Genomic DNA, 23151 nt, shown 5'->3' with positions numbered 1-23151 from the left:
GACGTTCCGATCGGCTCCCGCGTCCGGCGGCGTCCGGGAGCCCGGCACCGAGTAGGATGGCAGTGAGCCGCTGCGGCGCGCGGACGACGGCGTCGCCGGGCCGTCGGCGGCTGACCGGCAGAGATGCGGGACACACGATCCCGCGTCCCCGGTCCAGGTGATGGGGCGTCAGGGAGGAGAGGCGATGAAGGAATCGCTCGATGAGTCATGGTTCGACGTGGAGGACACCCCCAGGGAGAATCTGCGCGAATTCATCGACCGGCTGCGCGACGGCGGCTATCAGGTGCTCGACGGGCACACCCCTGACCCCGATCTGATCGATCCCCAGGGCAATGCCGTCGAGACCTGGCAGGAGAACTACCCCTACGACGAGCGGCTCAGCCGCGAGGTCTACGAGATCGAGAAGTACCACCTGCAGGTGGAGCTGCTGAAGTTCCAGTACTGGGCGGAGGACCACGGCCTGAAGCATGTGGTCGTCTTCGAAGGACGGGACGCGGCCGGCAAGGGCGGCACGATCAAGAGGTTCACCGAACACCTCAACCCTCGGACGGCCCGGGTCGTGGCGCTGAACAAGCCCTCCGACCGGGAGCGCGGCCAGTGGTACTTCCAGCGCTACATCGACCGTCTGCCCACCGCCGGGGAGATGGTCCTGTTCGACCGGTCCTGGTACAACCGCGCCGGAGTGGAGCGGGTGATGGGGTTCTGTTCGGACGAGGAGTACGAGATCTTCATGCGACAGGCTCCGCAGTTCGAGCAGATGCTCGTCGACGCCGGCATCCATCTGACGAAGTTCTGGTTCTCGGTGACCCAGAAGGAGCAGCGCACCCGGTTCGCCATCCGGCAGATCGATCCGGTGCGTCAGTGGAAGCTCTCGCCGATGGACCTGGAGTCCCTCGACCGGTGGGAGGACTACACGGAGGCCAAGGAGCAGATGTTCCTGCGGACCGACACCGACCACGCCCCCTGGACGACGATCAAGTCCAACGACAAGAAGCGTGCCCGGCTCAACGCCATGCGCTACTTCCTGAGCCAGTTCGAGTACGAGGGCAAGGACCACGAGGTCGTCGGGGAGCCGGACCCGCACATCGTCCAGCGGGGCCGCGAGGCCGTCGGGGACTGACGGCGCACCGCAGCCGCTCGCTCCGTGACGGACCCGAGCGACTAGAGTGGTCCTGCCGCCCGCCCCCGCACCAAGGAGACTGAATGACCGCCGACATCGGAGTCACCGGACTGGCCGTCATGGGTGCCAACCTGGCACGCAACCTCGCTCGGAACGGCTTCACGGTGGCGCTCCACAACCGGTCCGCGGCCAAGACGGACGCGCTGCTGCAGGCCCACGGCGAGGAGGGTGCGTTCGTCCGCACCGAGACGCTCACCGAGCTGGTGGAGTCGCTCGACCGACCGCGTCGGGTGCTGCTGATGGTCAAGGCCGGCTCCCCGGTCGACGCCGTCATCGACGAGCTCGTGCCGCTGCTCGACGAGGGCGACATCATCATCGACGGCGGCAACTCCTTCTTCGAGGAGACCCGACGGCGTGAGCAGTCCCTTCGGGAGCGGGGGATCCACTTCGTCGGAGTCGGCGTCTCCGGAGGCGAGGAGGGCGCGCTCAACGGGCCGTCGATCATGCCCGGAGGCTCCGAGGAGTCCTACGCCGCGCTCGGACCGATGCTGGAGCGGATCGCCGCCGACTTCCACGGTGAGCCGTGCTGCGCGTGGATCGGCACGGACGGGGCCGGCCACTACGTGAAGATGGTCCACAACGGCATCGAGTACGCCGATATGCAGGTCATCGGTGAGGCCTATGACCTGATGCGCAGCCTCGCCGGGCTCGAACCGGCCGCCCAGGCCGAGGTCTTCCGCGAATGGAACACCACCGACCTGGCGTCGTACCTCATCGAGATCACCTCCGAGGTCCTCGAGCAGGAGGACGAGATCACCGGTCGTCCGCTGGTCGACGTCATCGTCGATGCGGCCGGGCAGAAGGGCACCGGCCGGTGGACGGCGATCTCCGCCCTGGAGGTGGGGTCACCGGTGACTGCGATCGCCGAATCGGTGTTCGCCCGCTCGATCTCCTCCCAGGAGGATCTGCGCCGCCGGACCACCGCCGTGTTCAGCTCGGGGATCGACGAACATGCCCCCGCGCCGGACTACGGCCCCGACTTCGTCGAGGACGTCCGCAAGGCCCTCTACGCCTCGAAGCTGGTCGCCTACGCCCAGGGGCTCGACATGCTGGTCGCAGCCGGTGAGGAGTACGGCTGGGACCTGGACCTGAGGTCCGTGGCCTCGCTGTGGCGGGCCGGTTGCATCATCCGGGCCGACCTGCTGGACACCATCATGAAGGCCTTCGAGGTCCCGGCGTCCCGCCGTCCGGCCAACCTCCTGCTGGCTGAGGACTTCACCGAGGCGATCAACGAATGTCTGCCGGCATGGCGCCGGGTGGTCGCCGCCGCGGCGACCCATGGAGTGCCCGCCCCGGTGTTCGGCTCCTCGCTGGCCTACTACGACGGGCTGCGGCGGGAGCGGCTCCCGGCCTCACTGACCCAGGGCCTGCGGGACTACTTCGGCGCCCACACCTATCGACGGGTGGATCAGGAGGGCACCTTCCACACGCTGTGGTCCGGCGACCGCGGCGAGGTGGAGGCCTGACGGGGACCACCCCCGCCTCCCTGCTCGGCGCGGCGCAGCCCCGATCGCCTCAGATGAACAGCGCCGGATCCAGCGCATATTCGGCCGGGTCGACCGCCGGCTTCCGCTCCTGCTCCCTGCGCTCACGCGAATGGGCGGGGATGCCGGTGAGGATGGAGTCGTCCGGCGCCGACTTCACCACCACGGCGTTCGCACCCACGGCGGATCCGGCTCCGATCTCGACGGGACCGAGCACCTTGGCCCCGGCGCCGACGACGACGCCGTCGCCCAGGGTCGGGTGACGCTTCACGGCCTCGAGCGAGCGCCCGCCCAGGGTCACTCCCTGGTAGAGCATGACGTCGTCGCCGATCTCCGCCGTCTCACCGATGACGACACCCATGCCGTGGTCGATGAAGAACCGCCGTCCGATGGTGGCTCCCGGGTGGATCTCGATGCCGGTCACGCCGCGGGTCACCTGCGAGAGGGCACGGGCCGCCGTCCTCAGGCGTTCATGGCGCCACATCTGATGGGCCACCCGGTGGGACCAGATGGCATGCAGCCCGGAGTAGACGATGGCGATCTCCGCGTCGCTGCGTGCGGCGGGGTCGTGCTCTCGGGCGGAGCGGATGTCCTCACGCACGGTGTCGCGGAGTCGGTTCAGGATGCCCATCGGGTGCTCCCTCGGTCGGGCGGCGCAGGGGCCGTCGGGGTGGAGGCTGAGGCCGTGCGGGACCGCGGACGGTCCGCTCAGCCGCGGATGTCTTCGTACAGCAGGGTGGAGATGTAGCGTTCGCCGTAGTCGCAGGCGACGGTCACGATGAGCTTGCCGCGGTTCTCCTCACGGGACGCGACCTCGAGTGCGGCGGCGACGTTGGCGCCGGTGGAGATGCCGCCGAGGATGCCCTCCTGGGTGCCGAGTTCGCGAGCCGTGCTCAGCGCCCGGTCCAGATTCGCGGTGAGGACCTCGTCGTAGATCTCGCGGTCGAGGATCTCGGGGACGAAGTTCGCTCCGATGCCCTGGATCTTGTGGGGGCCCGGGTTCCCGCCGGAGAGGATGGGGGAGTCTTCGGGCTCCACGGCCACGATCCGGATGTCGGGGCGGAGTTCGCGGAGACGACGTCCCGCGCCTGTGATCGTCCCGCCGGTGCCGACTCCGGCGACGAGCACGTCGACGGCACCGTCGGTCGCGTCCCAGATCTCCTCACCGGTGGTCTGGTAGTGGACCTTGGTGTTGGCCTCGTTGGCGAACTGGCGGGCCCAGATGGCGTTGTCGGTCTCCTCGACGATGGCCTTCGCCTTCTCGACCGCTCCGCGCATCCCGTCGGCACCCGGGGTCAGGACGATCTCCGCCCCGTAGGCGCGCAGCATGACGCGACGTTCGGTGGACATGGTCTCGGGCATGGTCAGCACCACGCGATAGCCCCGGGCCGCGCCCACCATGGCGAGGGCGATGCCGGTGTTGCCGGAGGTGCCCTCCACGATCGTGCCGCCCGGAGTGAGCACGCCTGCCTCTTCGGCCGCGTCGACGATCGCCGTGCCGATCCGGTCCTTCACCGAGTTCGCCGGGTTGTAGAACTCCAGCTTGACGGCCACATCGCCGGGCAGGTCGGCGTCGAGCCGGTTGAGCCGGACCATCGGCGTGCCGCCGACGGCCTGGGTGATGTTGTCGAGGATCTTGGCCATGGTCGGGATCTCGCCTCTCTCGCTGCGGGCGGTCCCGGTGCGGGCACCGGGACCTGACGGAACTCTCTGGTCGCCGGTCTCGGATCGGGGGCCCTGATCGGAGTGTCCGGCTCTGTCAGCCTATCGACGGACTCCTCAGCCGTCGGGGTCTCGGAGCCATGCGGCGTAACGTTGCCTGAGACGGGCGACCTTGGGATCGATGATCACTCGGCAGTAGCCGACCTCCGGCCGACGGGAATGGAAGTCCTGGTGCTCGGGCTCGGCCTCGAAGAGCGGGCCCAGCGGCTCCAGCGCCGTCATCAGGGGTCGGTCGTAGGCCGCCTGCGCACGGGCGATGCGTTCGGCGAACTCGCTCCGTTCCCGGTCGTCGGAGTAGAAGAGGACCGAGCGGTACTGGGTGCCGACGTCGTAGCCCTGTCGGTTCAGCGAGGTCGGGTCGTGGGAGGAGAAGAAGACGTCGAAGACGACGTCGGTCGGAAGCTGCTCGGGATCGTAGGTGATCTCGACCGCCTCGGCGTGTCCCGTGGTGCCGGAGCAGACCGCCTCGTAGACGGCGGGACCCGTGCCTCCGGTGTAGACGCTGCGGACGTCGGTGACTCCGTGCAGCCGGCGCGCCAGCGAGTCCAGGCACCAGAAGCAGCCGGCGCCCATGACCAGGGTCCTCAGGTGCCCGCCGCGGTCTCGGGCGGCTGCGGACGACGAGGTCCGAGTGCTGATGCTCATGTCGATCGACAACCCGTCCCGGGTCCGGTTCATTCCCCGCGGGCTCCGTCCCAGGGTGTGTCCGTGATGACCACGGTGCCCTCAGACGGTAGAACAGTGGGTATGTCACAGACTCCCGAGCAGGCCGTGCCGACCGACCATCCGACCCAGGGCGCCGGCGCGGCGCGGCGGACCCCCCGGCTCCGGGACGTCCTCGACGTCGCCGAGGAGCTCTGGCCGGCCGGACTGGCGGAGGACTGGGACGCCGTGGGACTCGTGGCGGGGCGACGCGACGCCGAGGTGCGGACCGTCCACTTCGCCGTCGATCCGGTGCGGGCCGTCGTGGAGGAGGCCTGCGGCGCCGGTGCCGACCTGCTGATCACCCATCATCCGCTGCTGCTCCGGCCGGTGAACAGCGTGGAGGCCGACGGCTTCAAGGGTGAGGTCGTCCATCGTCTGATCGAGTCCGGATGCGCCCTGCTGACGGCCCACACCAACGGTGACTCGGCGGTCGGCGGCGTCAACGACGTCCTCACCGAGATCCTCGGGATCGAGGACGCCGAGCCTCTGAGTCCGGCCCCCGACGGCCTCGGCGAGGAGGGCCTCGGACGGGTCGGGACTCTGCCGCAGGGGACCACCCTCGGAGACTTCGCCGCGACCGTCTTCTCCGTCCTGCCCTCCGTGGCCGGAGGCGTCCGCGTGGCCGGCGACCGGGACGGATTCGTCCGCCGGGTCGCACTGTGCGGCGGGGCGGGGGACGGGCTGCTCCAGGCGGCGCGGGCGGCCGAGGCCGACGTGTTCGTCACCGCCGATCTGCGGCATCACCCCGCCTCGGAGGCCCGCGAGGCGGTGCGTGACGGGCGCCCCTACCTCATCGACGTCTCCCACTTCGCCTCCGAATGGCTCTGGCTGCCCGCGGCCGCGCAGGCGTTGGACCGAGCGCTCGCCGACCGGGGATTCGAGGCCGAGGTCGCGGTCTCGGGCATCAACACCGACCCCTGGGACTTCGTCATCACTCCGGGACGATAGGCTCGTCCGCGGATCCGACCGTCCCCCTCCGAAAGGACACCTGTGCCGGACCTCATCGTAGAAGCCGACGGCGGGAGCCGCGGCAACCCCGGGATCGCCGGTTCCGGGGCCCTGGTGCGCGACGCCTCCGGCCGCATCCTGGCCGCGCGGGCCACACCGCTCGGGCGGGCGAGCAACAACGTGGCGGAGTACACCGGACTAATCGAGGGTCTGCGGCTGGCCCGCGACATCGACGACGCCGCGCAGATCGAAGTGCGTATGGACTCCAAGCTCGTCGTCGAACAGATGAGCGGACGATGGAGGATCAGACACGAGGACATGCGACGGCTCGCCGCCGAGGCGGCGGCGGTCCTGCCGCTGATGAACGTGACGTTCACCTGGATCCCGCGCGCCCAGAACGGCGACGCCGACGCGTTGAGCAACGAGGCCATGGACGCCTCCGCCGCCGGTCGGCGGTGGGACCCTGCGAGCAGCCGGATCCGACCGGAGAGGTGACCCTCGTGCGGCGCGATGAGGTCGGCGGCGCGTCATTCCCCTGCTGAGATCAGGTCCAGCTGGTGGGGCCGGCGTCCCTCTGCAGGCCGCACCTCGACCTCCCAGCGCTCTGCGGCGATCTCAGCCACGTCGTCGATGCTCTGCGCCCGGGCCTCCGCGCGCAGCAGCATGCCGACGAGCTCACCCCGCGCCCGCTTGGCGAAGTGGGTCACCACCTTCCGTGCGCCGTCGGCCTCGGTGAAGCTGTTGACCGCCACAGTCTGCTCCGACGGCGGTCGATGCGCCGCGGCATAGGAGGAGGAGCGGCAGTCCAGGACGAGCTCGTCGCCCACATGGTCGTCCAGCGGTTCGGACATGGCGCGACGCCAGAACGAACCCAGCGGGCCGGGATCGCGGTCGTCGCCGAAGGGTCGGAGCGTGACGCCCATGGAGAGCCGGTGCGCCGGGAGCCGGTCCGAGAAGCCGGTGACTCCGAACAGGCCGGAGAAGATCAGCACCGACTCGTCGGCACGGGCCTGTGCCGATGTGTCGAGTCCCTGAGGGTCCAGGGCGTCGAACAGCACGCCGCTGTAGAGCTGCTGCGCCGGGGCGGTGGGGGCGTGACGGAGGTCGAGGTTCGCCCGCACCTCCTCCGTCACGGTGGCACCGACGCGCAGGACCTGCTTCGCGTCAGGGGCCTGAGAGGTCTGGATCAGGGCATCGATCACCTGCTCGCGGCGCTCGGCGAGCTGGGGGAGGAGCATCTCCTGCGGGGCCACGGGCGCCCCGGCGGCGTCGTCGGAGCCGGGCGGCGTCTTGCCCTCGGAGGGCGGCAGGTAGATGAGCATCAGAGCAGACTACCAACGTCGGTCCTCAGACCTTGTGACTCTGCGGACCGGGGTGCAGACTCGCTGCTCAGAGGGCGTCGAAGGCGGCGCCCGTCGAGCGGAGGAGCTCCACATGACGCGTCCGATCCACTTCGAGATCCAAGCCACCGATATGGAGCGGGCGCGAGGCTTCTACGCGCGGGTCTTCGGCTGGGAGTACGAGGACTACAGCGAGTACGCCGGCATGCCGTACTTCGGCATCCGCACCGGAGGGGACGACCGGCCGGGCATCGACGGCGGCATGATGCTGCGCCGAGGACCGGAGCCGGAGCCCGGACGGTGCGTCAACGCATTCGTGGTCACCATGGCCGTCGAGGACTACGACGCCGTCGGTGCAGAGATCGCTGAGGCGGGCGGCACTGTGGCCCTGCCCAAGTACGCGCTGCCCGGCATGGCCTGGCAGGGATACTTCCACGACACCGAGGGCAACATCTTCGGAATCCACCAGCCGGACGAACAGGCGGGCCTGGGCGGCTGAGTCGGCTGAGTCGGCTGAACCGGCGGATCCGGCGCATGCCGGGGTGGGACGTAGGATGGAGGCGGGACGGGTCGGCCGGGCCGTCGCGGCGGTGCGGATCAGCTCCGAGCCGCCGAGGAACGTCCGGACACCGCAGGGCAGGATGGTGGGTAACGCCCACTCGGGGTGACCCGCAGGCCAGTGCCACAGAGAGCAGACCGCCCGCTCGGCTCCCGCAGGGGAGTCGGACGGGTAAGGGTGAAACGGTGGTGTAAGAGACCACCAGCGCGGCAGGTGACTGCCGCGGCTCGGCAAACCCCATCCGGTGCAAGGCCGAACAGGGTGCGTGATCAGGGCTGCCCGCCCGAGCACCCGGGTTGGCCGCTCGAGGCCCGCGGCGACGCGGAGCCCAGATGGATGGCGGTCCCCGCCCGCAGCGCCGCAAGGTGCGGGCGGGACAGAATCCGGCGTACAGGCCGGCCCGTCCCACCACACCGCCGACGCCCGGACGCGCACCGGCGGCTGTGACCCTCTAGGATGGGTGCGGCGATGCCTCGTGCTCCATGCGAGGGCTCCGACCACCTGCACGGCCGCACGACGGCCGCACGACCGCAGGGACGACACCGCCGAGACAACGACGTCTTCACGGAAGGAACGACACTGTGCCGCACCGCGCAGCTGATGAGCAGCTTCAGCAGTGGATCGACCGCGAGGCCATGGCCGAGGCCATGATCCCGCTGATCGGACGCCTGTACCGCGAGAACAACGTGGTCACCGGCATCCACGGTCGGAAGTTGGTCAACCAGTCCGCCATCGAGATCCTCAAGGCCCACCGATTCGCTCGTCAGGTCGACGAGGTCGAGCTGCCGATCTCGGAGACCCTTCCGCTGGTCGAGGCGCTGACGACGCTGGACCTCGGCGGGGCCAGCATCGACATCGCCCGGCTGAACCACCGCTTCCGGAAATCCGGTGCGGACGACCTGACCGACTTCCTTCGGGGCGAGCTCGCCGACATCGTGGGGAGGAAGGGACAGGAGACCACCGCCCAGCGCGACGTCGTGCTCTACGGGTTCGGACGCATCGGGCGGCTTCTGGCTCGGATCCTGGTCGGGCGGGCCTCCTCCGCCTCGGGGCTGCGTCTGCGGGCCATCGTGGTGCGCAAGGGGGCGGAGAACGACCTCGCCAAGCGGGCGTCGCTGCTGCGGCGGGACTCGGTGCACGGTCCCTTCGACGGCTCGATCCGCCTCGACGAGGACAACGATGTGATCATCGCCAACGGCACCTACATCCAAGTCATCTATGCGAACGATCCGGCCGAGGTGGACTACACCGCCTACGGCATCGACGACGCCGTCGTGGTGGACAACACCGGTCGGTGGCGCGACGAAGAGGGTCTGAGCAGGCATCTGCAGGCCCCGGGCGCCTCCCGCGTCCTGCTGACGGCACCCGGGAAGGGCGACCTGAAGAACATCGTGTTCGGAGTCAACCACCAGGACATCGCCGAGGGAGACTCGATCGTCTCGGCGGCCTCGTGCACCACGAACGCGATCACCCCCATCGCGAAGCTGATGAACGACACCTACGGCATCGACCACGGCCACGTGGAGACGGTGCACTCCTACACCAACGACCAGAACCTCATCGACAACTTCCACAAGGGTGAGCGCCGCGGGCGTTCGGCCGCGCTGAACATGGTCCTCACCGAGACCGGCGCCGCGAAGGCCGTGGCCAAGGCGCTCCCGGAGCTCGCCGGTCGCCTCTCCGGCAACTCGATCCGCGTCCCCACTCCGGACGTCTCCATGGCGATCCTGAATCTGGAGCTGGAGCAGGAGACGACCAAGGAGGAGCTCAACCGCTTCCTCCGGCGGCAGTCGCTGGAGGGCGAGCTCCACAAGCAGATCGACTACATCGATTCCGCCGAGGTGGTCTCGACCGACTTCGTGGGCACCCGTGCGGCCGGCATCGTCGACGGTCTGGCCACCATCGTCAACGGACGACAGGCGATCCTCTACGTGTGGTACGACAACGAGTTCGGCTATTCCGCCCAGGTCATCCGATGCCTCGAGCACATGACCGGCGCGGCCCCGGTGAAGTACCCGATGGTCGCGTCCGGGGCGGTGCCGGTCGGTCCTCGGGCGGGCGAGGCCTCAGCCGCGGGTCAGCCTGCGGTGGGTGACCCTGTGGGGACGCGCGGCCTCCGGGCCGAGGCGCTCCACCTTGTTCTGCTCGTAGGACTCGAAGTTGCCCTCGAACCAGTACCAGCGTGCAGGCTCCTCGTCCGTGCCCTCCCAGGCCAGGATGTGGGTGGCCACCCGGTCGAGGAACCACCGGTCGTGGGAGACGACCACGGCGCATCCGGGGAAGTCCAGGAGTGCGTTCTCCAGCGAGCCCAGGGTCTCGACGTCGAGGTCGTTGGTGGGCTCGTCGAGGAGGAGCAGGTTCCCTCCCTGCTTCAGGGTCAGCGCCAGGTTCAGACGGTTGCGCTCACCGCCGGAGAGCACCCCGGCCTTCTTCTGCTGGTCCGGTCCCTTGAATCCGAAGGCTGAGACGTAGGCGCGCGACGGCATCTCCACCTGGCCGACCTGGATGTGGTCCAGGCCGTCGGAGACGACCTCCCACAGGGACTTGTTCGGGTCGATCCCGGCGCGCGACTGGTCGACGTAGGCGATCTTCACCGAATCGCCGATCTTCAGCTCGCCGCCGTCCTTCTCCTCCATGCCGACGATGGTCTTGAACAGCGTGGTCTTCCCCACGCCGTTGGGCCCGATCACGCCGACGATCCCGTTGCGCGGCAGCGAGAACGAGAGTCCGTCGATCAGGATGCGGTCGCCGAAGCCCTTCTGCAGGTCCTCGGCCTCGATGACCTGGGTGCCCAGGCGAGGGCCGGGCGGGATCTGGATCTCCTCGAAGTCGAGCTTCCGGGTGCGCTCAGCCTCGGCGGCCATCTCCTCATAGCGCGCGAGTCGGGCCTTCGACTTCGCCTGGCGTCCCTTGGTGTTCGAGCGGACCCACTCGAGCTCCTCGGCCAGGCGCTTGGCCATCTTGGCGTCCTTCTTGCCCTGGACCTCCATCCGTGAGCGCTTCTTCTCCAGGTAGGTGGAGTAGTTGCCCTCATAGGGGTACAGCCGACCGCGGTCGACCTCACAGATCCACTCGGCGACGTGGTCGAGGAAGTACCGGTCGTGGGTGACGGCCAGCACGGCGCCCTCGTAGTCGGCCAGGTGCTGCTCCAGCCACAGCACCGACTCGGCGTCGAGATGGTTGGTCGGCTCGTCGAGCAGCAGCAGGTCGGGCTTGGAGAGCAGCAGCCGACACAGCGCCACCCGTCGACGCTCACCACCGGAGAGGACCGTGACGTCGGCGTCGCCGGGCGGGCAGCGCAGGGCATCCATAGCCTGCTCGAGCTGGGAGTCCAGGTCCCAGGCGTTGGCCGCGTCGATGTCGGCCTGCAGGGCTCCCATCTCCTCCATGAGGGCGTCGAAGTCGGCGTCCGGGTCGGCCATCTGCTCCGAGATCTCGTTGAACCGCCGCAGCTTCGAGTAGATCTCGCCCACGCCCTCCTGGACGTTGCCGAGCACGGTCTTCTCCTCGTTCAGCGGAGGCTCCTGCTGCAGGATCCCGACGGAGTAGCCGGGGGACAGGCGCGCCTCACCGTTCGACGGCTCGTCGAGGCCGGCCATGATCTTCAGGATCGTCGACTTCCCCGCGCCGTTGGGGCCGACGACGCCGATCTTGGCGCCCGGGTAGAAGGACATCGTGACGTCGTCCAGGATGACTTTGTCGCCCACCTTCTTGCGGGCCTTGATCATGGTGTAGATAAACTCTGCCATGGCCTCCAGGCTAGTCGCCGCGGGCCCCTGCGGCGAATGCGACGACGGCCGTCGCTCCGACCGGTCAGAACGGACCGGGCTGATGCGTCGAAGGCTGCGGTGCGGCCGCCGAGGCGCCCTGCGACGCCGGTGCTCCCCAGCCGTCGTCAGCCTCATCCTGGTGACCGGACGCCCCCGACGATCCGTCCGGTCCGGCCGAGGACGCACGGTCCGGCTCCTCGGGTCCCGGAGCCTCGTGCTCCTGCGACTCGTCGGTCCGTCCGGAGCCGTGGTCCCACGCCTCGGTCCGGCCTCCGGGGGAGATGCGGGTGAAGCTCCCCGTGCCGAAGGTGAGGTCGTGTCCGAGTCCGTCGGCGTCGATCTCCACAGCCGTGCCCCGGGCACCGGCGTCATTCTCCCACCGCCGCACCCGCAGCCGGCCGGTGACCACGACGGGATCCCCCTTCCGGAGGGTGGAGCGGACGTTCTGTGCGAGGGCTCGGAAGCAGGTCACTGTGAACCAGTTGGTGTCTCCGTCGACCCATCGTCCCTGCTCCCTGTCGTATCGGCGTGACGTGGAGCCGACGCGGAACGTCGAGATGGGCAGACCCCTCTCGGTGGTCAGATGGCGTACGTCGCTTCCGACGAAGCCTCGGACGGTCACTGTCTCGGTCATCGTGGCGGTCCTCCGCGCTCCCACGGCCTGTGGCAGGGTCATCGGTCGTCGGGCCGCGGCCGTGTCGTCGGCTCCGTCGACGTCCCCAGCCTCATCGCGGACCGCGTCGGCGTCACCGGTGACGGACTCCGCTGTGGACGACGCGGGTGCGTGTCCCGGCCGTGACGTGGCCTGTGGAGGAGACGAATCGGTAGACTGGCCTGCCGAAGGATCCGCAGCGGGCGCTCGGATCCGGCGCCTGCCTCGGTAGCTCAGAGGATAGAGCAGCGGCCTTCTAATCCGCCGGTCGGGGGTTCGAATCCCTCCCGAGGCGCTTGACACGCACGCAGAGGCTTCAGCTGGCCGCCGTGATGACGGCGGCCTCTCTGCTGTACCTGGCGCATTCGCTGCTGCGGTTCCGGAACTTCGAGGCGAAGGGGTACGACCTCGGGATCTTCGACCAGGCGGTGCGGCAGTACGCCCTGTTCGAGGCCCCCATCGTGCCGGTGAAGGGGGAGGACTTCCACCTCCTCGGAGACCACTTCCATCCGATCATCGCCTCGCTGGCGCCGCTGTACTGGATCTGGGACGACCCGCGTGTGCTCAACATCGCCATGATCCTGCTGCTGGTCTCCACCGCGGTCCCGGTGTATCTGGTGGTCCGCCGGTGGTGGGACCATCGCACGGCGCTGCTCAGCGCGGCGGCCCTGCTGGCATTCTGGCCCTTCCAGGCCATCGTGAACTGGGACTTCCACGAGATCGCCTTCGGGGTGCCGCTGGTGGCCTGGATGATCTGGGGCATCGAGCGTCGACGGCATCTGCTCGTGGTGGTGCTCTCCGGAGTGCTCCTGCTGGTGCGTGAGGACATGGGGGTCACGCTGATCGCCGTGGCGCTCGTGCTCGCCGTGCGACGTGCCTGGCTGCCCGCCGCCGCGACGGCGGTGATGGGTGCGGCGGGCTACTGGTTCGCCGTGGAGGTCGTCATACCGCACTTCTCACCGGCCGGCGAGTTCGGCTACTGGGAGTTCACCGCTCTGGGCCCCACTGCGGGAGCGGCGGTCGTGTTCCTGCTGACCCAGCCGTGGAACGCCGTGGCGATCCTCTTCGACCACCCGCTGAAGGTGGGGCTGTGGCTGCTGCACTTCGTGCCCCTGTGGCTGCTGCCGTTCGCCTCGCCGTACGTGCTCATCGGCGCACCGGTGCTGCTGTCCAGGCTGTTCAACGACAGACTCAACGTCTGGGCCCCGGTCTATCAGTACGATGCGATCCTGGCGCCGATCTTCCTGCTCGCCGCCCTCGACGTCCTGCGCCGGATCGTGGCCCGATGGGGTCGGCCCCGACTCATGCCGGCGCTGCCGATCACCGTGCTCGTGGTCAGCGCGGTGGGCAGCCTCGCCTTCCCCCAGGTCTTTCCGCTCCAGCGGACGCTGACCGGAGACAACTGGACGACGTCCGAGCGGGCCGAGGCCCAGCAGAGGGCGGTCGACGCCGTGCCCGACGCAGTGTGCGTCGAAGTCGCCGACACTGCGGTGCCCCACCTGGTCGACCGCACCTCGGTCGGGCTCAACGGCACCACCGACGAGGCCGTGCTGACCTGGCTGATCATCGATGAGCACGTCGAGGAGCTCGGAGGGACCGACCCCCTGACCCCTGAGCAGGCCTTCGACCGCGCCGAGCGCCTCGGCTTCGAGCCGGTGATCGAGGACGACGAGGGGATCTGGGTCCTCCGCCGCGACACGGAGGACCTCGACGCCTCACCGGATGAGCTGGCCTCCTGCGCCGAGTACCTGGAGCGCCGATGACACGCGTGGTCATGCTCAGCCTCCACACCTCCCCGTTGGCCCAGGCCGGGGCGGGAGACGCCGGGGGCCTCAACACGTTCGTCGACTACCTCAGTCGGTCGCTGCGAATGCAGGGCGCAGACGTCGACATCGTCACCACCACGCCCCGCTCGGGCCGAGCGCCCGCCTCGGGGTCGACCCGGGTCCTCGAGGACGGGAGGCGCCTGCACATCATCGGTGCAGATCCGGCGCGGCCCCTGATCGACCAGACCTTCGAGTCCGTCGAGGCGTCGGTCCGGCTGATCATGGGGACGGAGGGTCCTCCCGTCGACGTCGTCCACTCCCACTACTGGATCTCCGGGGCGGCCGGCCTCGTGCTGGCGGAGCGTCTGGGGTCCCCGCTGGTGCACACGATGCACACCGTGGCGGCCGTCAAGCGGGAGCGGGACCCCCACCTGCCGCACGACCCGCGACGAGAGGCCTGGGAGCATCACATCGCCCGCACGGCCCGCGTCACGACGGCGAACACGGGCCGCGAGGCGGAGGACCTGTCGCGGCTGTACCCCGAATGTGCGGACCGCATCCGGCTGCTGCGTCCCGGAGTCGACCTCTCGATCTTCCGCCCTGAGTCCCCCCTCGGCCCACCGGCGGAGGACGAGTCAGAGCCCCGCCCCGCACCGGTCCCCCTGCGCCTGACGTTCGCGGGACGCCTCCAGCCCCACAAGGGACCCCAGGTGGCGGTGGCGACGGCGGGACTGGTGCGTCGGCTCCGCCCCGACCGGGACGTGACGCTGACCGTCGCCGGACAGCTCAGCGGCCCGCTGCCTCTGGACGTCGCAGTGCTGGCGGAGGAGGCCGGCGTCTCGGACGTCCTGGTGCAGCGCGGTCCGCTGGGACATCGGGCGCTGGCCGAGCTCTTCAGGGGATCCGACCTGGTCCTCATGCCGTCATACTCGGAGTCGTTCGGCTTCGTCGCGCTGGAGGCCATGGCCTGCGGAACTCCGGTGGCGGCCCATGCCGTGGGCGGCCTGACGGAGCTCATCGACGACGGCGTGGACGGGCTGCTCCTCGAGTCCCTGGAGCCGGAGGCGTGGGCCCATGCGGTGACCCGGGCGGCCGAACCGGCACGCCTGGCCGAGATGGGGCGCGCCGCGGCTGAGGCCGCCCGTGGGTATTCCTGGTCGTCGACGGCCTCGCAAGCTCTGTCGATCTACCGGGCCTCCCGCGACCTCCACACCGGCTCGTAGCTCGCGGTGCGCGGACTCCGGGTGACCTTGCCGACGCGGGCGCGCAGGATGCGCTCCTTCAACCAGGGTGCGAGCCCGTCCGGCGCCCGGACCATGCCCTCCTGGGCGACGGTGGCCACATGGCGTCCCGAACGGTCGAAGATCGAACCGGTGCCCAGTCCGCGCGCCCCCTGGGCGCTGGGGCTCTCCTGGACGAAGAGCAGCCAGTCGTCGGCGGGGGCGTCGCGGTGCCACCACATGGCGTGGTCCAGTGAGGCGATCTTCATGCCCGGCCTGCCCCAGTAGAGCCGGTGGTTGCGCAGGACCGGCTCCAGGAGCGTGTAGTCGGACGCGTAGAGGATCGCCGCGCGGTGCAGGTTCGGATCATCGGGCAGACGGCCGCGGCATCGCATCCAGACCGCGTTGTGCGGTCGGGGGACCCGGTCGGCCTCCAGATACAGGGGACGGTCGACGTGACGGATCTCGAAGGGACGGCCGTGGGCCCACTCCTGGATGATCGGGTGATCGACGTGTCCCACGAGCTCCCGCGGCGACGGGAGGTCGTCGGGATCCGGGATGCCCGCCGGCATCGGCCGCTGATGGTCGGGGCCGCGCGAGGGTCGCTGGTAGGAGGCGATCATGGACAGGATGGGCACACCGTCCTGATAGGCGTGGGTGCGGCGCGCGGAGAACGAGCCCCCGTCGCGCAGACGCTCGACCCCGAACTCGATCGGCCGCGTCGCGTCCCCGGGGCGGAGGAAGTACCCGTGGAGCGAGTGGATGACACGATCCTCGGCGACGGTGCGCATTCCGGCCTGGGCCGCCTGTGCCAGGACCTGCCCGCCGAAGACCCGCCAGAATGCCTGCTCCTGGACGCGACCCAGGAAGCGGTCCTCGGTGGTCCGCGTCCCCTCGCCCGCTCCCAGCTCCTCGAGGTCGAACATGGCCGCCAGCTGGTCGGCCGCCTGCTGCGGATTCGGCACCTGCGCGTCGCGCGGGGACATGGGACCTCCGGGGCTGGGGGTGATGCGGTCGTTGACGCCCACCACTCTAGCCAGACTCGTCCGTGCGCCACGAGCGGAGTCCCATCGGCCCTCAGGGGCGGGACCGATGAGAGGATCGGGACATGACCGATTCGCTGCGCTTCGCCGAGGCCGCCGCCCTTCAGGACATGAACACCTACGCCGCCCGGGCCCTCCGCATCCAGGACCAGGGGATCCGTCTCCAGGCCGTCGGTGCGGTGCTGGCCGCCTGGGTGCCGGTGATGACCCCCAGCTCTCTCGTGGGACGTCTCCCCGCGGTGCTCGGCCTCAGGACCGCCGCATTGGCCGAACCCTCCCTGGTCGACGCGACCGTCGAGCTCCGGGCGGTCACCGAACGGCTGGCGCGGCTGGATCCGGCGGAGACCGAACTCCCCGTCCCTCCGAAGCGGCTGTCCGTGCCCTGGGCCGCCGTCACGCCCCCGCGCCGCGGGTGGGAGCCGATGGGTGAGGTCGACGACGACGCCCTGCGCCGATGCGCCGAGGCCGGGATCGCCGAGATCAGGGAGGCGGTGCCGACCAGCGCCGGTGCGGCCGTGGTCGAGCAGGTCCGCGAGAAGGTCTGGGGACGCCCGGCGACCGACGTCCCCGTCGAGGACCTCCCCGCCGGGGCGGCGTTCGGCGCCCACGCGCTGCACTTCCTCGCACCGGAGGGGGGCCGGGGCCGGAGCACGCTGCACCGGCAGGGGGCCTGGCTGCGGATCAGCGGGGCCGGCGGATTCGTGGTCGTACGGTCCACGACCCCGGTCACGGAGGCGACCTCACGGCCGGGGGCGTGACCCGGCGTCGACGACGCTCGGGATTCCGCGGCCCCACCCGCGCTCAGCTGTTGACCATGGAGTGGGCGGCACGCTCGAGGTAGTCCCACAGGATCTCGTCGTGCAGCGGCGAGAGGTCGGCGGCGTCGACGGCGACGCGCATGTGGCGGAGCCAGGTGTCGCGGGCGGCCGCGTCGACCCGGAACGGCATGTGACGCATGCGCAGGCGTGGATGCCCCCGGCGCTCCTGGTAGGTGCGCGGACCGCCCCAGTACTGCTCGAGGAACATCAGCAGACGCTCCTTGGCCGGCTCCAGGTCCTCCTCCGGGTACATGGCTCGGAAGTCGGCGTCCTCGGCGACCTGGGCGTAGAAGGTGTCGACGATAGTGCGGAACGTCCGTCGGCCCCCCACCGCGTCGTAGAAGCTCTGCTGCTCGCCGCCGGGCGCCTCGGACCGGGCCGGCGCGGATGCGGCCGACGACGCGGTCGGCAGGCCGGTCACCTGCGCGGGGGGCTTCCCGACGGGCTTCAGGGTGGCGATCGGCGCACCGAGCCGACGGGAGAACGTCGGCGGCTCCGTGGGAGGACGCCCCTCGTCCTCCTTCGGCGAGGGCATCCGCGGCTCCACGGTGACGGGGAAGGTGACGCTGCGAGCGACGGCGCCTCCGGCGGCCCGCGTGTGCAGGGCGTCGGCCTCGGCCCGCCTGGACTCATCGGCGAGGGTCACCTCCGGGCGCAGCACGGCGGCGGAGATGCCGTCGGTGAGGCCGTCGGGGACGTCGTCCCGGGTCCGGACCTCAGCCGTGGCCCGGATGCTCATGCCGCGGACCTCCACGCCCTCCGCCGCGGCCAGGCGCAGGTATGAGGCCGTGTGGGACTGGGCGAGGGCGGAGAGCAGCAGCCGCTGCGGCTCCCCGACGGCCTCGGAGCCGCGGTCGACCTGCCAGTCGACGTTGATCGAGACGGTGTGCGGTGCGGAGCTCATGATCGCGGTGGTGGTCCCTCCGGCGACGGGAATCTGCGGTCCAGGTGCCGACGTCGCGGCACGCCCCTCCATCATGCCAGTCCCGGACGCACGCCGCCGACCGCGACGGACTAGTATGGCCGGGGCCGCACTCCGCGGACCCGCCGGACCAAGCGCCTCGACGAGGAGACGGAACCTATGCGCGTGCACATCGCCACCGACCACGCCGGAATGGAGCTCTCGGCCCACCTGGTCGCCCACCTGACCGAGGTCGGCTACGAGATGGTCGACCACGGTCCGCAGGAGTACGACGCGCTCGACGACTACCCCGGGTTCTGTCTGCGTGCGGCCGAAGCGGTGGCTCAGGACCGCCGTGCCGGTCTGGATTCTCTGGGCATCGTGCTCGGCGGTTCGGGCAACGGTGAGCAGATCTCGGCCAACAAGGTCGCCGGGATCCGAGCCGCTCTGATCTGGAACGAGGACACCGCGCGCCTGGCGCGCGAGCACAACGACGCCAATGTGGCGGGCCTCGGCGGCCGTCAGCACAGCCTCGAGGAGGCCACCTCCGTGGTGGAGACGTTCCTTCGTGCCGACTGGTCCGGCGAGGACCGACATGCTCGACGCATCGGGAAGATCTCGCACTACGAGGCCACCGGCGAGATCCTCGACTGAGCTGAGATGCCCGAAGGCCACACCCTCCACCGGCTCGCCGCACGGTTCCAGGCCGTGGTCGTCGGACGCCCCTGGCGGGTGACCTCCCCGCAGGGCCGGTTCGCCGGCGGCGCCGACGTCCTCGACGGTCGGACACCGCACCGGGCCGAGGCGTGGGGCAAGCATCTGTTCGTGCATGCGGACGACCACGTCTGGCACGTCCACCTGGGACTCTACGGGGCCTTCAGCTTCGGCGGCGACGAGGCGTTCCTGCGCGGACTCGCCGGCGCCGGAAGCATGGGGGCTCCGCGCGCCGGCGCCCCGTCCGGGACGATTCGGCGCGGCGACGACGGCCGGGTGATCCCCGAGGAGCCCCGCGGTGCGGTGCGGGCGCGGATCGTCGTGCGGGACGGCTGGGCGGACCTGCGCGGGCCGGCCACCTGTCGGGTGCTCACCGGGTCCGAATACGCCCAGGTCCTCGGGCGTCTGGGTCCGGACGCGCTGCGCACCGGGGACGGCGGCGACCCGGCCGTCGAGTTCCTGCACCGCCTGAGCACACGGCGGATCCCGATCGCACAGGCCCTGATGGACCAGGGCATCATCGCCGGGGTCGGGAACATCTATCGGGCCGAATCCCTGTTCCTCGAGGGCATCGACCCCTACCTTCCGGCCAGCTCCCTCGACGCACGGCGCGTGCACGGACTCTGGGACCGGCTGGGCGACCAGCTGCGCGACGGGGTCGCCGAAGGGATCATCCGGACCTTCCGTCCGGAGGAGGCGGACCCGAGCACTGCCGCTCCGGGTCGGGACTCGCCGGACGGAGACGCGCCGGACGGGGATGCACCGGACGGGGATGCACAGGCCGGGCCGGCCTCGGAGCGTCTCCACTGGGTCTACAAGCATCAGGGGACCGCCTGCCTCCGCTGCGGGGAGATGATCCTGCGTCGGGATCTCGCCTCCAGGACGCTGTACTGGTGTCCGGGATGTCAGCGCGGCTGAGCGGCCCCGCCGGCGGCGCATCCCCGAGACCGGTGGACTAGACTCGCAGGGCACCGGCATGACGACCGGGCCCCGTGCCGACGATCAAGGAGAGCGACTCCCCGTGCCCGAGAACCGCACCGACGACGGCTCCGTCGCCGTCGAGCCCCGACGCATCAGCCTCACCGTCGACGGGACCGCCGTCGACGTCCCCGACGGGACCACCGGGGCCGAACACTTCGCCGACCGGCCGACCACCGTGGTGATGCGCGTCGACGGTGAGCTGTGGGACCTCTCCCGCGAGCTGCCCGAGGGCTCCGAGGTCGAATCGGTCGAGGTCTCCGAGCCGGCGGGCCTCGAGGTGCTGCGCCACTCGACCGCGCACGTGATGGCTCAGGCGGTCCAACAGCTGTTCCCCGAGGCCAAGCTGGGGATCGGACCCTACATCACCGACGGCTTCTACTTCGACTTCGACGTCGCCGAGCCCTTCACCCCGGACGACCTCAAGCGCATCGAGAAGACGATGCAGCGGATCATCAAGCAGGGTCAGACGTTCGAGCGTGAGGTGGTCACCGAGGACCGGGCGCGGCGGGCCATGGCCGAGGAGCCGTACAAGCTCGAGCTGCTCGACTCCCAGAACTCCGAGGCCGCAGAGGGCGCCTCGGTGGAGATCGGCGGCGGAGAGATCACCATCTATCACAACGTCGATCGGAAGGGCGAGCGCGTCTGGGCCGACCTGTGCCGCGGCCCGCACGTACCCAGCACCAAGCTCATCGGCGGCGCCTATTCGCTGATGCGGGCTGCGGGCGCGTACTGGAGGGGGAGGGAGACGAATCCTCAGCTGCAGCGCCTCTACGGCACCGCATGGCCGAGCAGGGAGGACCTGCAGGCGTACAAGGACCGGCTCGCCGAGGCCGAACGCCGTGACCATCGGCGGCTCGGGCGGGAGCTGGACCTGTTCAGCTTCCCCGAGGAGATCGGGTCGGGCCTCTCCGTGTGGCACCCCAAGGGCGGCCTGGTCCGCGGACTGATGGAGCAGCACGCCCGTGCCCGCCACCTCGAGGCCGGATACACCTACGTCTACACCCCGCACATCTCCAAGGCGGACCTCTTCGAGACCTCAGGCCATCTGAAGAACTACCGGGACGACATGTGGCCTGCGATCCACATGGATGAGGAGACCGACGAGCACGGAAACGTGACCAAGCAGGGCCAGGACTACTACCTCAAGCCCATGAACTGTCCGATGCACATCCTCGTCTACAAGGAGCGGGGCCGCAGCTACCGCGAGCTGCCGATGCGGCTCGCCGAGAACGGGACCGTCTACCGCAACGAACGCTCCGGCGTGCTGCACGGGCTGACCCGAGTGCGCGGATTCACCCAGGACGACGCCCACCTCTTCGTGCGCCGGGACCAGCTGGAGGAGGAGGTCGCCGAGGTCGTCGACTTCGTGGTCTCCCTGCTGAAGGACTTCGGCCTGGAGGACTTCGAGCTCGAGCTCTCGCTGCGCGACGACGAGAAGGACAAGTGGGTCGGCTCCGACGAGTACTGGGAGTCGGCGACCGACGCGCTGCGCAGCGTGGCGAGGAAGTCGGGCCTCCGGCTCACCGAGATGCCCGGCGAAGCCGCCTTCTACGGCCCGAAGATCGACCTGAAGATCACCGACGCCATCGGCCGGAAGTGGCAGCTCTCCACGGTCCAGGTGGACCCCAACCTGCCGGAGCGGTTCGACCTCGAGTACACCGCCGAGGACGGCAGCCGTCAGCGTCCCATCATGATCCACCGTGCGCTGTTCGGCTCCATCGAACGGTTCTTCGCCATCCTGCTGGAGCACTACGCAGGGGCGTTCCCGGCCTGGCTGGCCCCGGTGCAGGTGCGCGGAGTGCCGGTGGCCGAACCGTTCAACGACTACCTCGACGAGGTCGTCCGACGGCTGCGCTCCGCCGGCGTCCGTGCCGAGCTGGACGACGGCACCGACCGTTTCCCGAAGAAGATCCGCAACGCCTCCAAGGAGAAGATCCCCTTCGTGCTGATCGCCGGAGGGGACGACGCCGAGGCCGAGGCCGTCTCCTTCCGCCACCGCGACGGCTCCCAGGAGAACCAGGTGCCGATCGACGAAGCAGTGGCGCGGATCCTGCGTGCGATCGAGGAGCGGGAGGTCTGATCGACCCGTGAGGGAGCAGCACAGCCGCCGGTCCGACGGGTCCGGCGCAGCCGAGGACTCCGTGCCGGCCGGGGTGCCCGACGCCTTCCAACGGCTCTGGAACCCTCATCGGACCGCATATGTGAGCCGAGGCCAGGACCAGGTCTCAGGCACGGAGGACTGCCCGTTCTGCGCAGGACCGGGACGCGACGACGAGGAGGCGCTGATCGTCGCCCGGGGCCGCACCTGCTACGTGCTGCTCAACCTCTACCCCTACAATCCGGGCCATCTGCTGATCTGTCCCTACCGTCACGTCCCCGACCTCACCGATCTGACCGCCGCGGAGACCGAGGAGTTCACCCGTTCCGCCCAGATCGCCATGACCGCGCTGCGCGCCGCCGCGGCCCCACAGGGCTTCAACCTCGGGATGAATCAGGGCAAGCCCGGCGGAGCGGGCATCGCCGCACACCTGCACCAGCATGTGGTCCCACGCTGGTCCGGGGACGGCAACTTCCTCCCGATCATCGCCCAGACCAAGAACATGTCCCAGACCCTGGGTGAGACCCTCGGCATCCTGCGTGAGGCGTGGGATCCCGCCGCCGAGGACTTCCGGCGGCGCCAGGAGCGGGGTTCCTGATGCTGAACCGGTACGCGCGGGGACTCTTCACCGCGCTGTTCGCCCCGCTGGCCCGTCTGCTGCTGCGGTGGGGGGTCACGCCGAACGCGGTGACCGTGGTCGGTGCCCTCGGAGTCAGCCTGGGCGCCCTGGTGCTCTACCCGCTCGGCGAGCTGTTCTGGGGCACCGTGTGGATCACGCTCTTCGTCTTCTCCGACCTCGTGGACGGACTCATGGCCAGGATCGCCGACGTCCGCTCGGAGTGGGGCGGGTTCCTCGACTCCACCGCGGATCGGGTGCAGGACGGTGCGGTGTTCCTGGGGCTGCTCACCTGGTTCCTCGTCGACGGTCAGCACCTGTGGGTCGGATACGCCGCCGGACTGTGCATGCTCCTCGGCGGGCTCGTCCCGTATGTGCGGGCCAAGGCGGAGGCCATGGGGCTCCGGGCCGACGTCGGCCTGGCCGAACGTCCGGAACGGATGGTTGCGACCCTCGTGTTCACCGGGTTCACCGGCCTCGGGCTCCCGGTCGTGGTCCTCGGCGTCGTCCTCTGGCTGCTGGCCGCGGCCTCGCTGATCACGGTGGTCCAGCGGATCGTCATGGTCCGCCGGCAGATCCCGGCGCGATGAGGCGCCGGCGGTAGGCTGGGGCGCAGCGACCCGTCCCCGGAAGA

General features: G+C 70.0%; 20 protein-coding genes, 1 tRNA gene, 1 other RNA gene and 3 pseudogenes. 16 read left to right on the top strand and 9 right to left on the bottom strand.

Annotation, left to right across the window (positions count from 1 at the left end; all coding sequences use genetic code 11):
- Positions 1 to 184 precede the first annotated feature (184 nt).
- Together ppk2 and gndA are read left to right on the top strand one after the other, a co-directional pair.
- The gene (ppk2, locus tag N7E59_RS03945) at positions 185 to 1120 is read left to right on the top strand and encodes a polyphosphate kinase 2 (protein ID WP_261623605.1); all 936 of its coding nucleotides are present in this window, start codon (positions 185 to 187) and stop codon (positions 1118 to 1120) included.
- Between the two features lie 83 nt (positions 1121 to 1203).
- A complete protein-coding gene (gene gndA, locus N7E59_RS03940; RefSeq protein WP_261623604.1) occupies positions 1204 to 2646 on the top strand; it encodes an NADP-dependent phosphogluconate dehydrogenase in 1443 nt (480 codons plus the stop codon).
- Positions 2647 to 2695: 49 nt separating this feature from the next.
- Here the strand turns inward: gndA and epsC are convergent, their stop codons facing one another.
- The 3 genes from epsC to msrA all read right to left on the bottom strand — a co-directional run bounded on the left by epsC (position 2696) and on the right by msrA (position 5031).
- Positions 2696 to 3295 (bottom strand): serine O-acetyltransferase EpsC, encoded by a 600-nt coding sequence (gene epsC / locus N7E59_RS03935; protein ID WP_261623603.1) that lies wholly within the window; start codon positions 3293 to 3295, stop codon positions 2696 to 2698.
- Between the two features lie 77 nt (positions 3296 to 3372).
- Positions 3373 to 4308: a cysteine synthase A gene (gene cysK, locus N7E59_RS03930; protein WP_261623602.1), complete on the bottom strand. Its 936-nt coding sequence runs from the start codon at positions 4306 to 4308 to the stop codon at positions 3373 to 3375.
- Positions 4309 to 4443: 135 nt separating this feature from the next.
- On the bottom strand, positions 4444 to 5031 hold the full coding sequence (gene msrA / locus N7E59_RS03925; RefSeq protein ID WP_261623601.1) for a peptide-methionine (S)-S-oxide reductase MsrA: 588 nt from the start codon (positions 5029 to 5031) through the stop codon (positions 4444 to 4446).
- 102 nt (positions 5032 to 5133) lie between these two features.
- Between msrA and N7E59_RS03920 the strand changes: the two genes are divergently transcribed.
- Both N7E59_RS03920 and N7E59_RS03915 read left to right on the top strand, forming a co-directional pair.
- Positions 5134 to 6039, top strand: coding sequence for a Nif3-like dinuclear metal center hexameric protein (locus N7E59_RS03920; RefSeq protein WP_261623600.1), 906 nt, complete (start codon positions 5134 to 5136; stop codon positions 6037 to 6039).
- Positions 6040 to 6081: 42 nt separating this feature from the next.
- Positions 6082 to 6510: pseudogene (locus N7E59_RS03915) on the top strand (reverse transcriptase-like protein); the annotation flags it as partial.
- A gap of 56 nt (positions 6511 to 6566) precedes the next feature.
- Here N7E59_RS03915 and N7E59_RS03910 read toward each other — a convergent pair.
- Positions 6567 to 7361, bottom strand: coding sequence for a YaaA family protein (locus N7E59_RS03910; protein WP_261623599.1), 795 nt, complete (start codon positions 7359 to 7361; stop codon positions 6567 to 6569).
- Between the two features lie 112 nt (positions 7362 to 7473).
- On the opposite strand from N7E59_RS03910, the gene N7E59_RS03905 reads away from it, so the two are divergent.
- From N7E59_RS03905 to N7E59_RS03895, 3 genes and pseudogenes are all read left to right on the top strand, one after another.
- A complete protein-coding gene (locus N7E59_RS03905) occupies positions 7474 to 7878 on the top strand; it encodes a VOC family protein (protein WP_261623598.1) in 405 nt (134 codons plus the stop codon).
- A gap of 67 nt (positions 7879 to 7945) precedes the next feature.
- Positions 7946 to 8345: RNase P RNA component class A (gene rnpB, locus N7E59_RS03900), an RNA gene on the top strand.
- A 174-nt stretch (positions 8346 to 8519) separates the two neighbouring features.
- Positions 8520 to 9977 (top strand): annotated as a pseudogene (locus N7E59_RS03895) (glyceraldehyde-3-phosphate dehydrogenase); the annotation flags it as partial.
- A gap of 27 nt (positions 9978 to 10004) precedes the next feature.
- Here the strand turns inward: N7E59_RS03895 and ettA are convergent.
- Both ettA and N7E59_RS03885 read right to left on the bottom strand, forming a co-directional pair.
- Positions 10005 to 11687 (bottom strand): energy-dependent translational throttle protein EttA, encoded by a 1683-nt coding sequence (gene ettA, locus N7E59_RS03890; RefSeq protein ID WP_261623597.1) that lies wholly within the window; start codon positions 11685 to 11687, stop codon positions 10005 to 10007.
- Between the two features lie 64 nt (positions 11688 to 11751).
- Positions 11752 to 12342: a single-stranded DNA-binding protein gene (locus tag N7E59_RS03885; RefSeq protein WP_261623596.1), complete on the bottom strand. Its 591-nt coding sequence runs from the start codon at positions 12340 to 12342 to the stop codon at positions 11752 to 11754.
- A 240-nt stretch (positions 12343 to 12582) separates the two neighbouring features.
- On the opposite strand from N7E59_RS03885, the gene N7E59_RS03880 reads away from it, so the two are divergent.
- The 3 genes from N7E59_RS03880 (at position 12583) to N7E59_RS03870 (ending at position 15349) form a co-directional block, all read left to right on the top strand.
- A tRNA-Arg gene (locus N7E59_RS03880) sits at positions 12583 to 12655 on the top strand.
- Position 12656: 1 nt separating this feature from the next.
- Positions 12657 to 14123: a DUF2079 domain-containing protein gene (locus tag N7E59_RS03875; protein WP_261623595.1), complete on the top strand. Its 1467-nt coding sequence runs from the start codon at positions 12657 to 12659 to the stop codon at positions 14121 to 14123.
- Positions 14120 to 15349, top strand: a complete 1230-nt coding sequence (locus tag N7E59_RS03870) for a glycosyltransferase (RefSeq protein ID WP_261623594.1) — start codon at positions 14120 to 14122, stop codon at positions 15347 to 15349. Before N7E59_RS03875 ends, N7E59_RS03870 begins: the two co-directional genes overlap by 4 nt.
- Here the strand turns inward: N7E59_RS03870 and N7E59_RS03865 are convergent.
- Positions 15313 to 16332 (bottom strand): acyl-CoA thioesterase, encoded by a 1020-nt coding sequence (locus tag N7E59_RS03865; RefSeq protein WP_261623593.1) that lies wholly within the window; start codon positions 16330 to 16332, stop codon positions 15313 to 15315. The genes N7E59_RS03870 and N7E59_RS03865 overlap by 37 nt on opposite strands.
- Positions 16333 to 16454: 122 nt before the next feature.
- On the opposite strand from N7E59_RS03865, the gene N7E59_RS03860 reads away from it, so the two are divergent.
- Positions 16455 to 17147 carry a hypothetical protein gene (locus tag N7E59_RS03860; protein WP_261623592.1) on the top strand — a complete coding sequence of 231 codons (693 nt, stop codon included), beginning with the start codon at positions 16455 to 16457 and terminating at the stop codon, positions 17145 to 17147.
- A 43-nt stretch (positions 17148 to 17190) separates the two neighbouring features.
- On the opposite strand, the gene N7E59_RS03855 is transcribed toward N7E59_RS03860, so the two are convergent.
- Entirely contained in the window at positions 17191 to 17619 is a 429-nt protein-coding gene (locus tag N7E59_RS03855; RefSeq protein ID WP_261623710.1) for a globin, read from the bottom strand.
- A gap of 141 nt (positions 17620 to 17760) precedes the next feature.
- Positions 17761 to 18111 (bottom strand): annotated as a pseudogene (locus tag N7E59_RS03850) (OsmC family protein); the annotation flags it as partial.
- 177 nt (positions 18112 to 18288) lie between these two features.
- Between N7E59_RS03850 and N7E59_RS03845 the strand changes: the two are divergent.
- The 5 genes from N7E59_RS03845 (at position 18289) to pgsA (ending at position 23107) form a co-directional block, all read left to right on the top strand.
- Positions 18289 to 18762: a ribose-5-phosphate isomerase gene (locus tag N7E59_RS03845; RefSeq protein WP_261623591.1), complete on the top strand. Its 474-nt coding sequence runs from the start codon at positions 18289 to 18291 to the stop codon at positions 18760 to 18762.
- Positions 18763 to 18768: 6 nt separating this feature from the next.
- Entirely contained in the window at positions 18769 to 19740 is a 972-nt protein-coding gene (locus N7E59_RS03840) for an Fpg/Nei family DNA glycosylase (protein ID WP_261623590.1), read from the top strand.
- Positions 19741 to 19984: 244 nt separating this feature from the next.
- Entirely contained in the window at positions 19985 to 21883 is a 1899-nt protein-coding gene (gene thrS, locus N7E59_RS03835; RefSeq protein ID WP_261623709.1) for a threonine--tRNA ligase, read from the top strand.
- A gap of 7 nt (positions 21884 to 21890) precedes the next feature.
- Positions 21891 to 22499, top strand: a complete 609-nt coding sequence (locus tag N7E59_RS03830) for an HIT family protein (protein WP_261623589.1) — start codon at positions 21891 to 21893, stop codon at positions 22497 to 22499.
- Positions 22499 to 23107: a phosphatidylinositol phosphate synthase gene (gene pgsA / locus N7E59_RS03825; RefSeq protein ID WP_261623588.1), complete on the top strand. Its 609-nt coding sequence runs from the start codon at positions 22499 to 22501 to the stop codon at positions 23105 to 23107. Before N7E59_RS03830 ends, pgsA begins: the two co-directional genes overlap by 1 nt.
- Positions 23108 to 23151: the final 44 nt, after the last annotated feature.

It is taken from the genome of Nesterenkonia marinintestina, assembly GCF_025420485.1.
Classification (GTDB): Bacteria; Actinomycetota; Actinomycetes; order Actinomycetales; family Micrococcaceae; genus Nesterenkonia; species Nesterenkonia marinintestina.
Note: the sequence above shows the minus strand (reverse complement) of the source record. Positions and strands in the feature narration are given on the sequence as shown.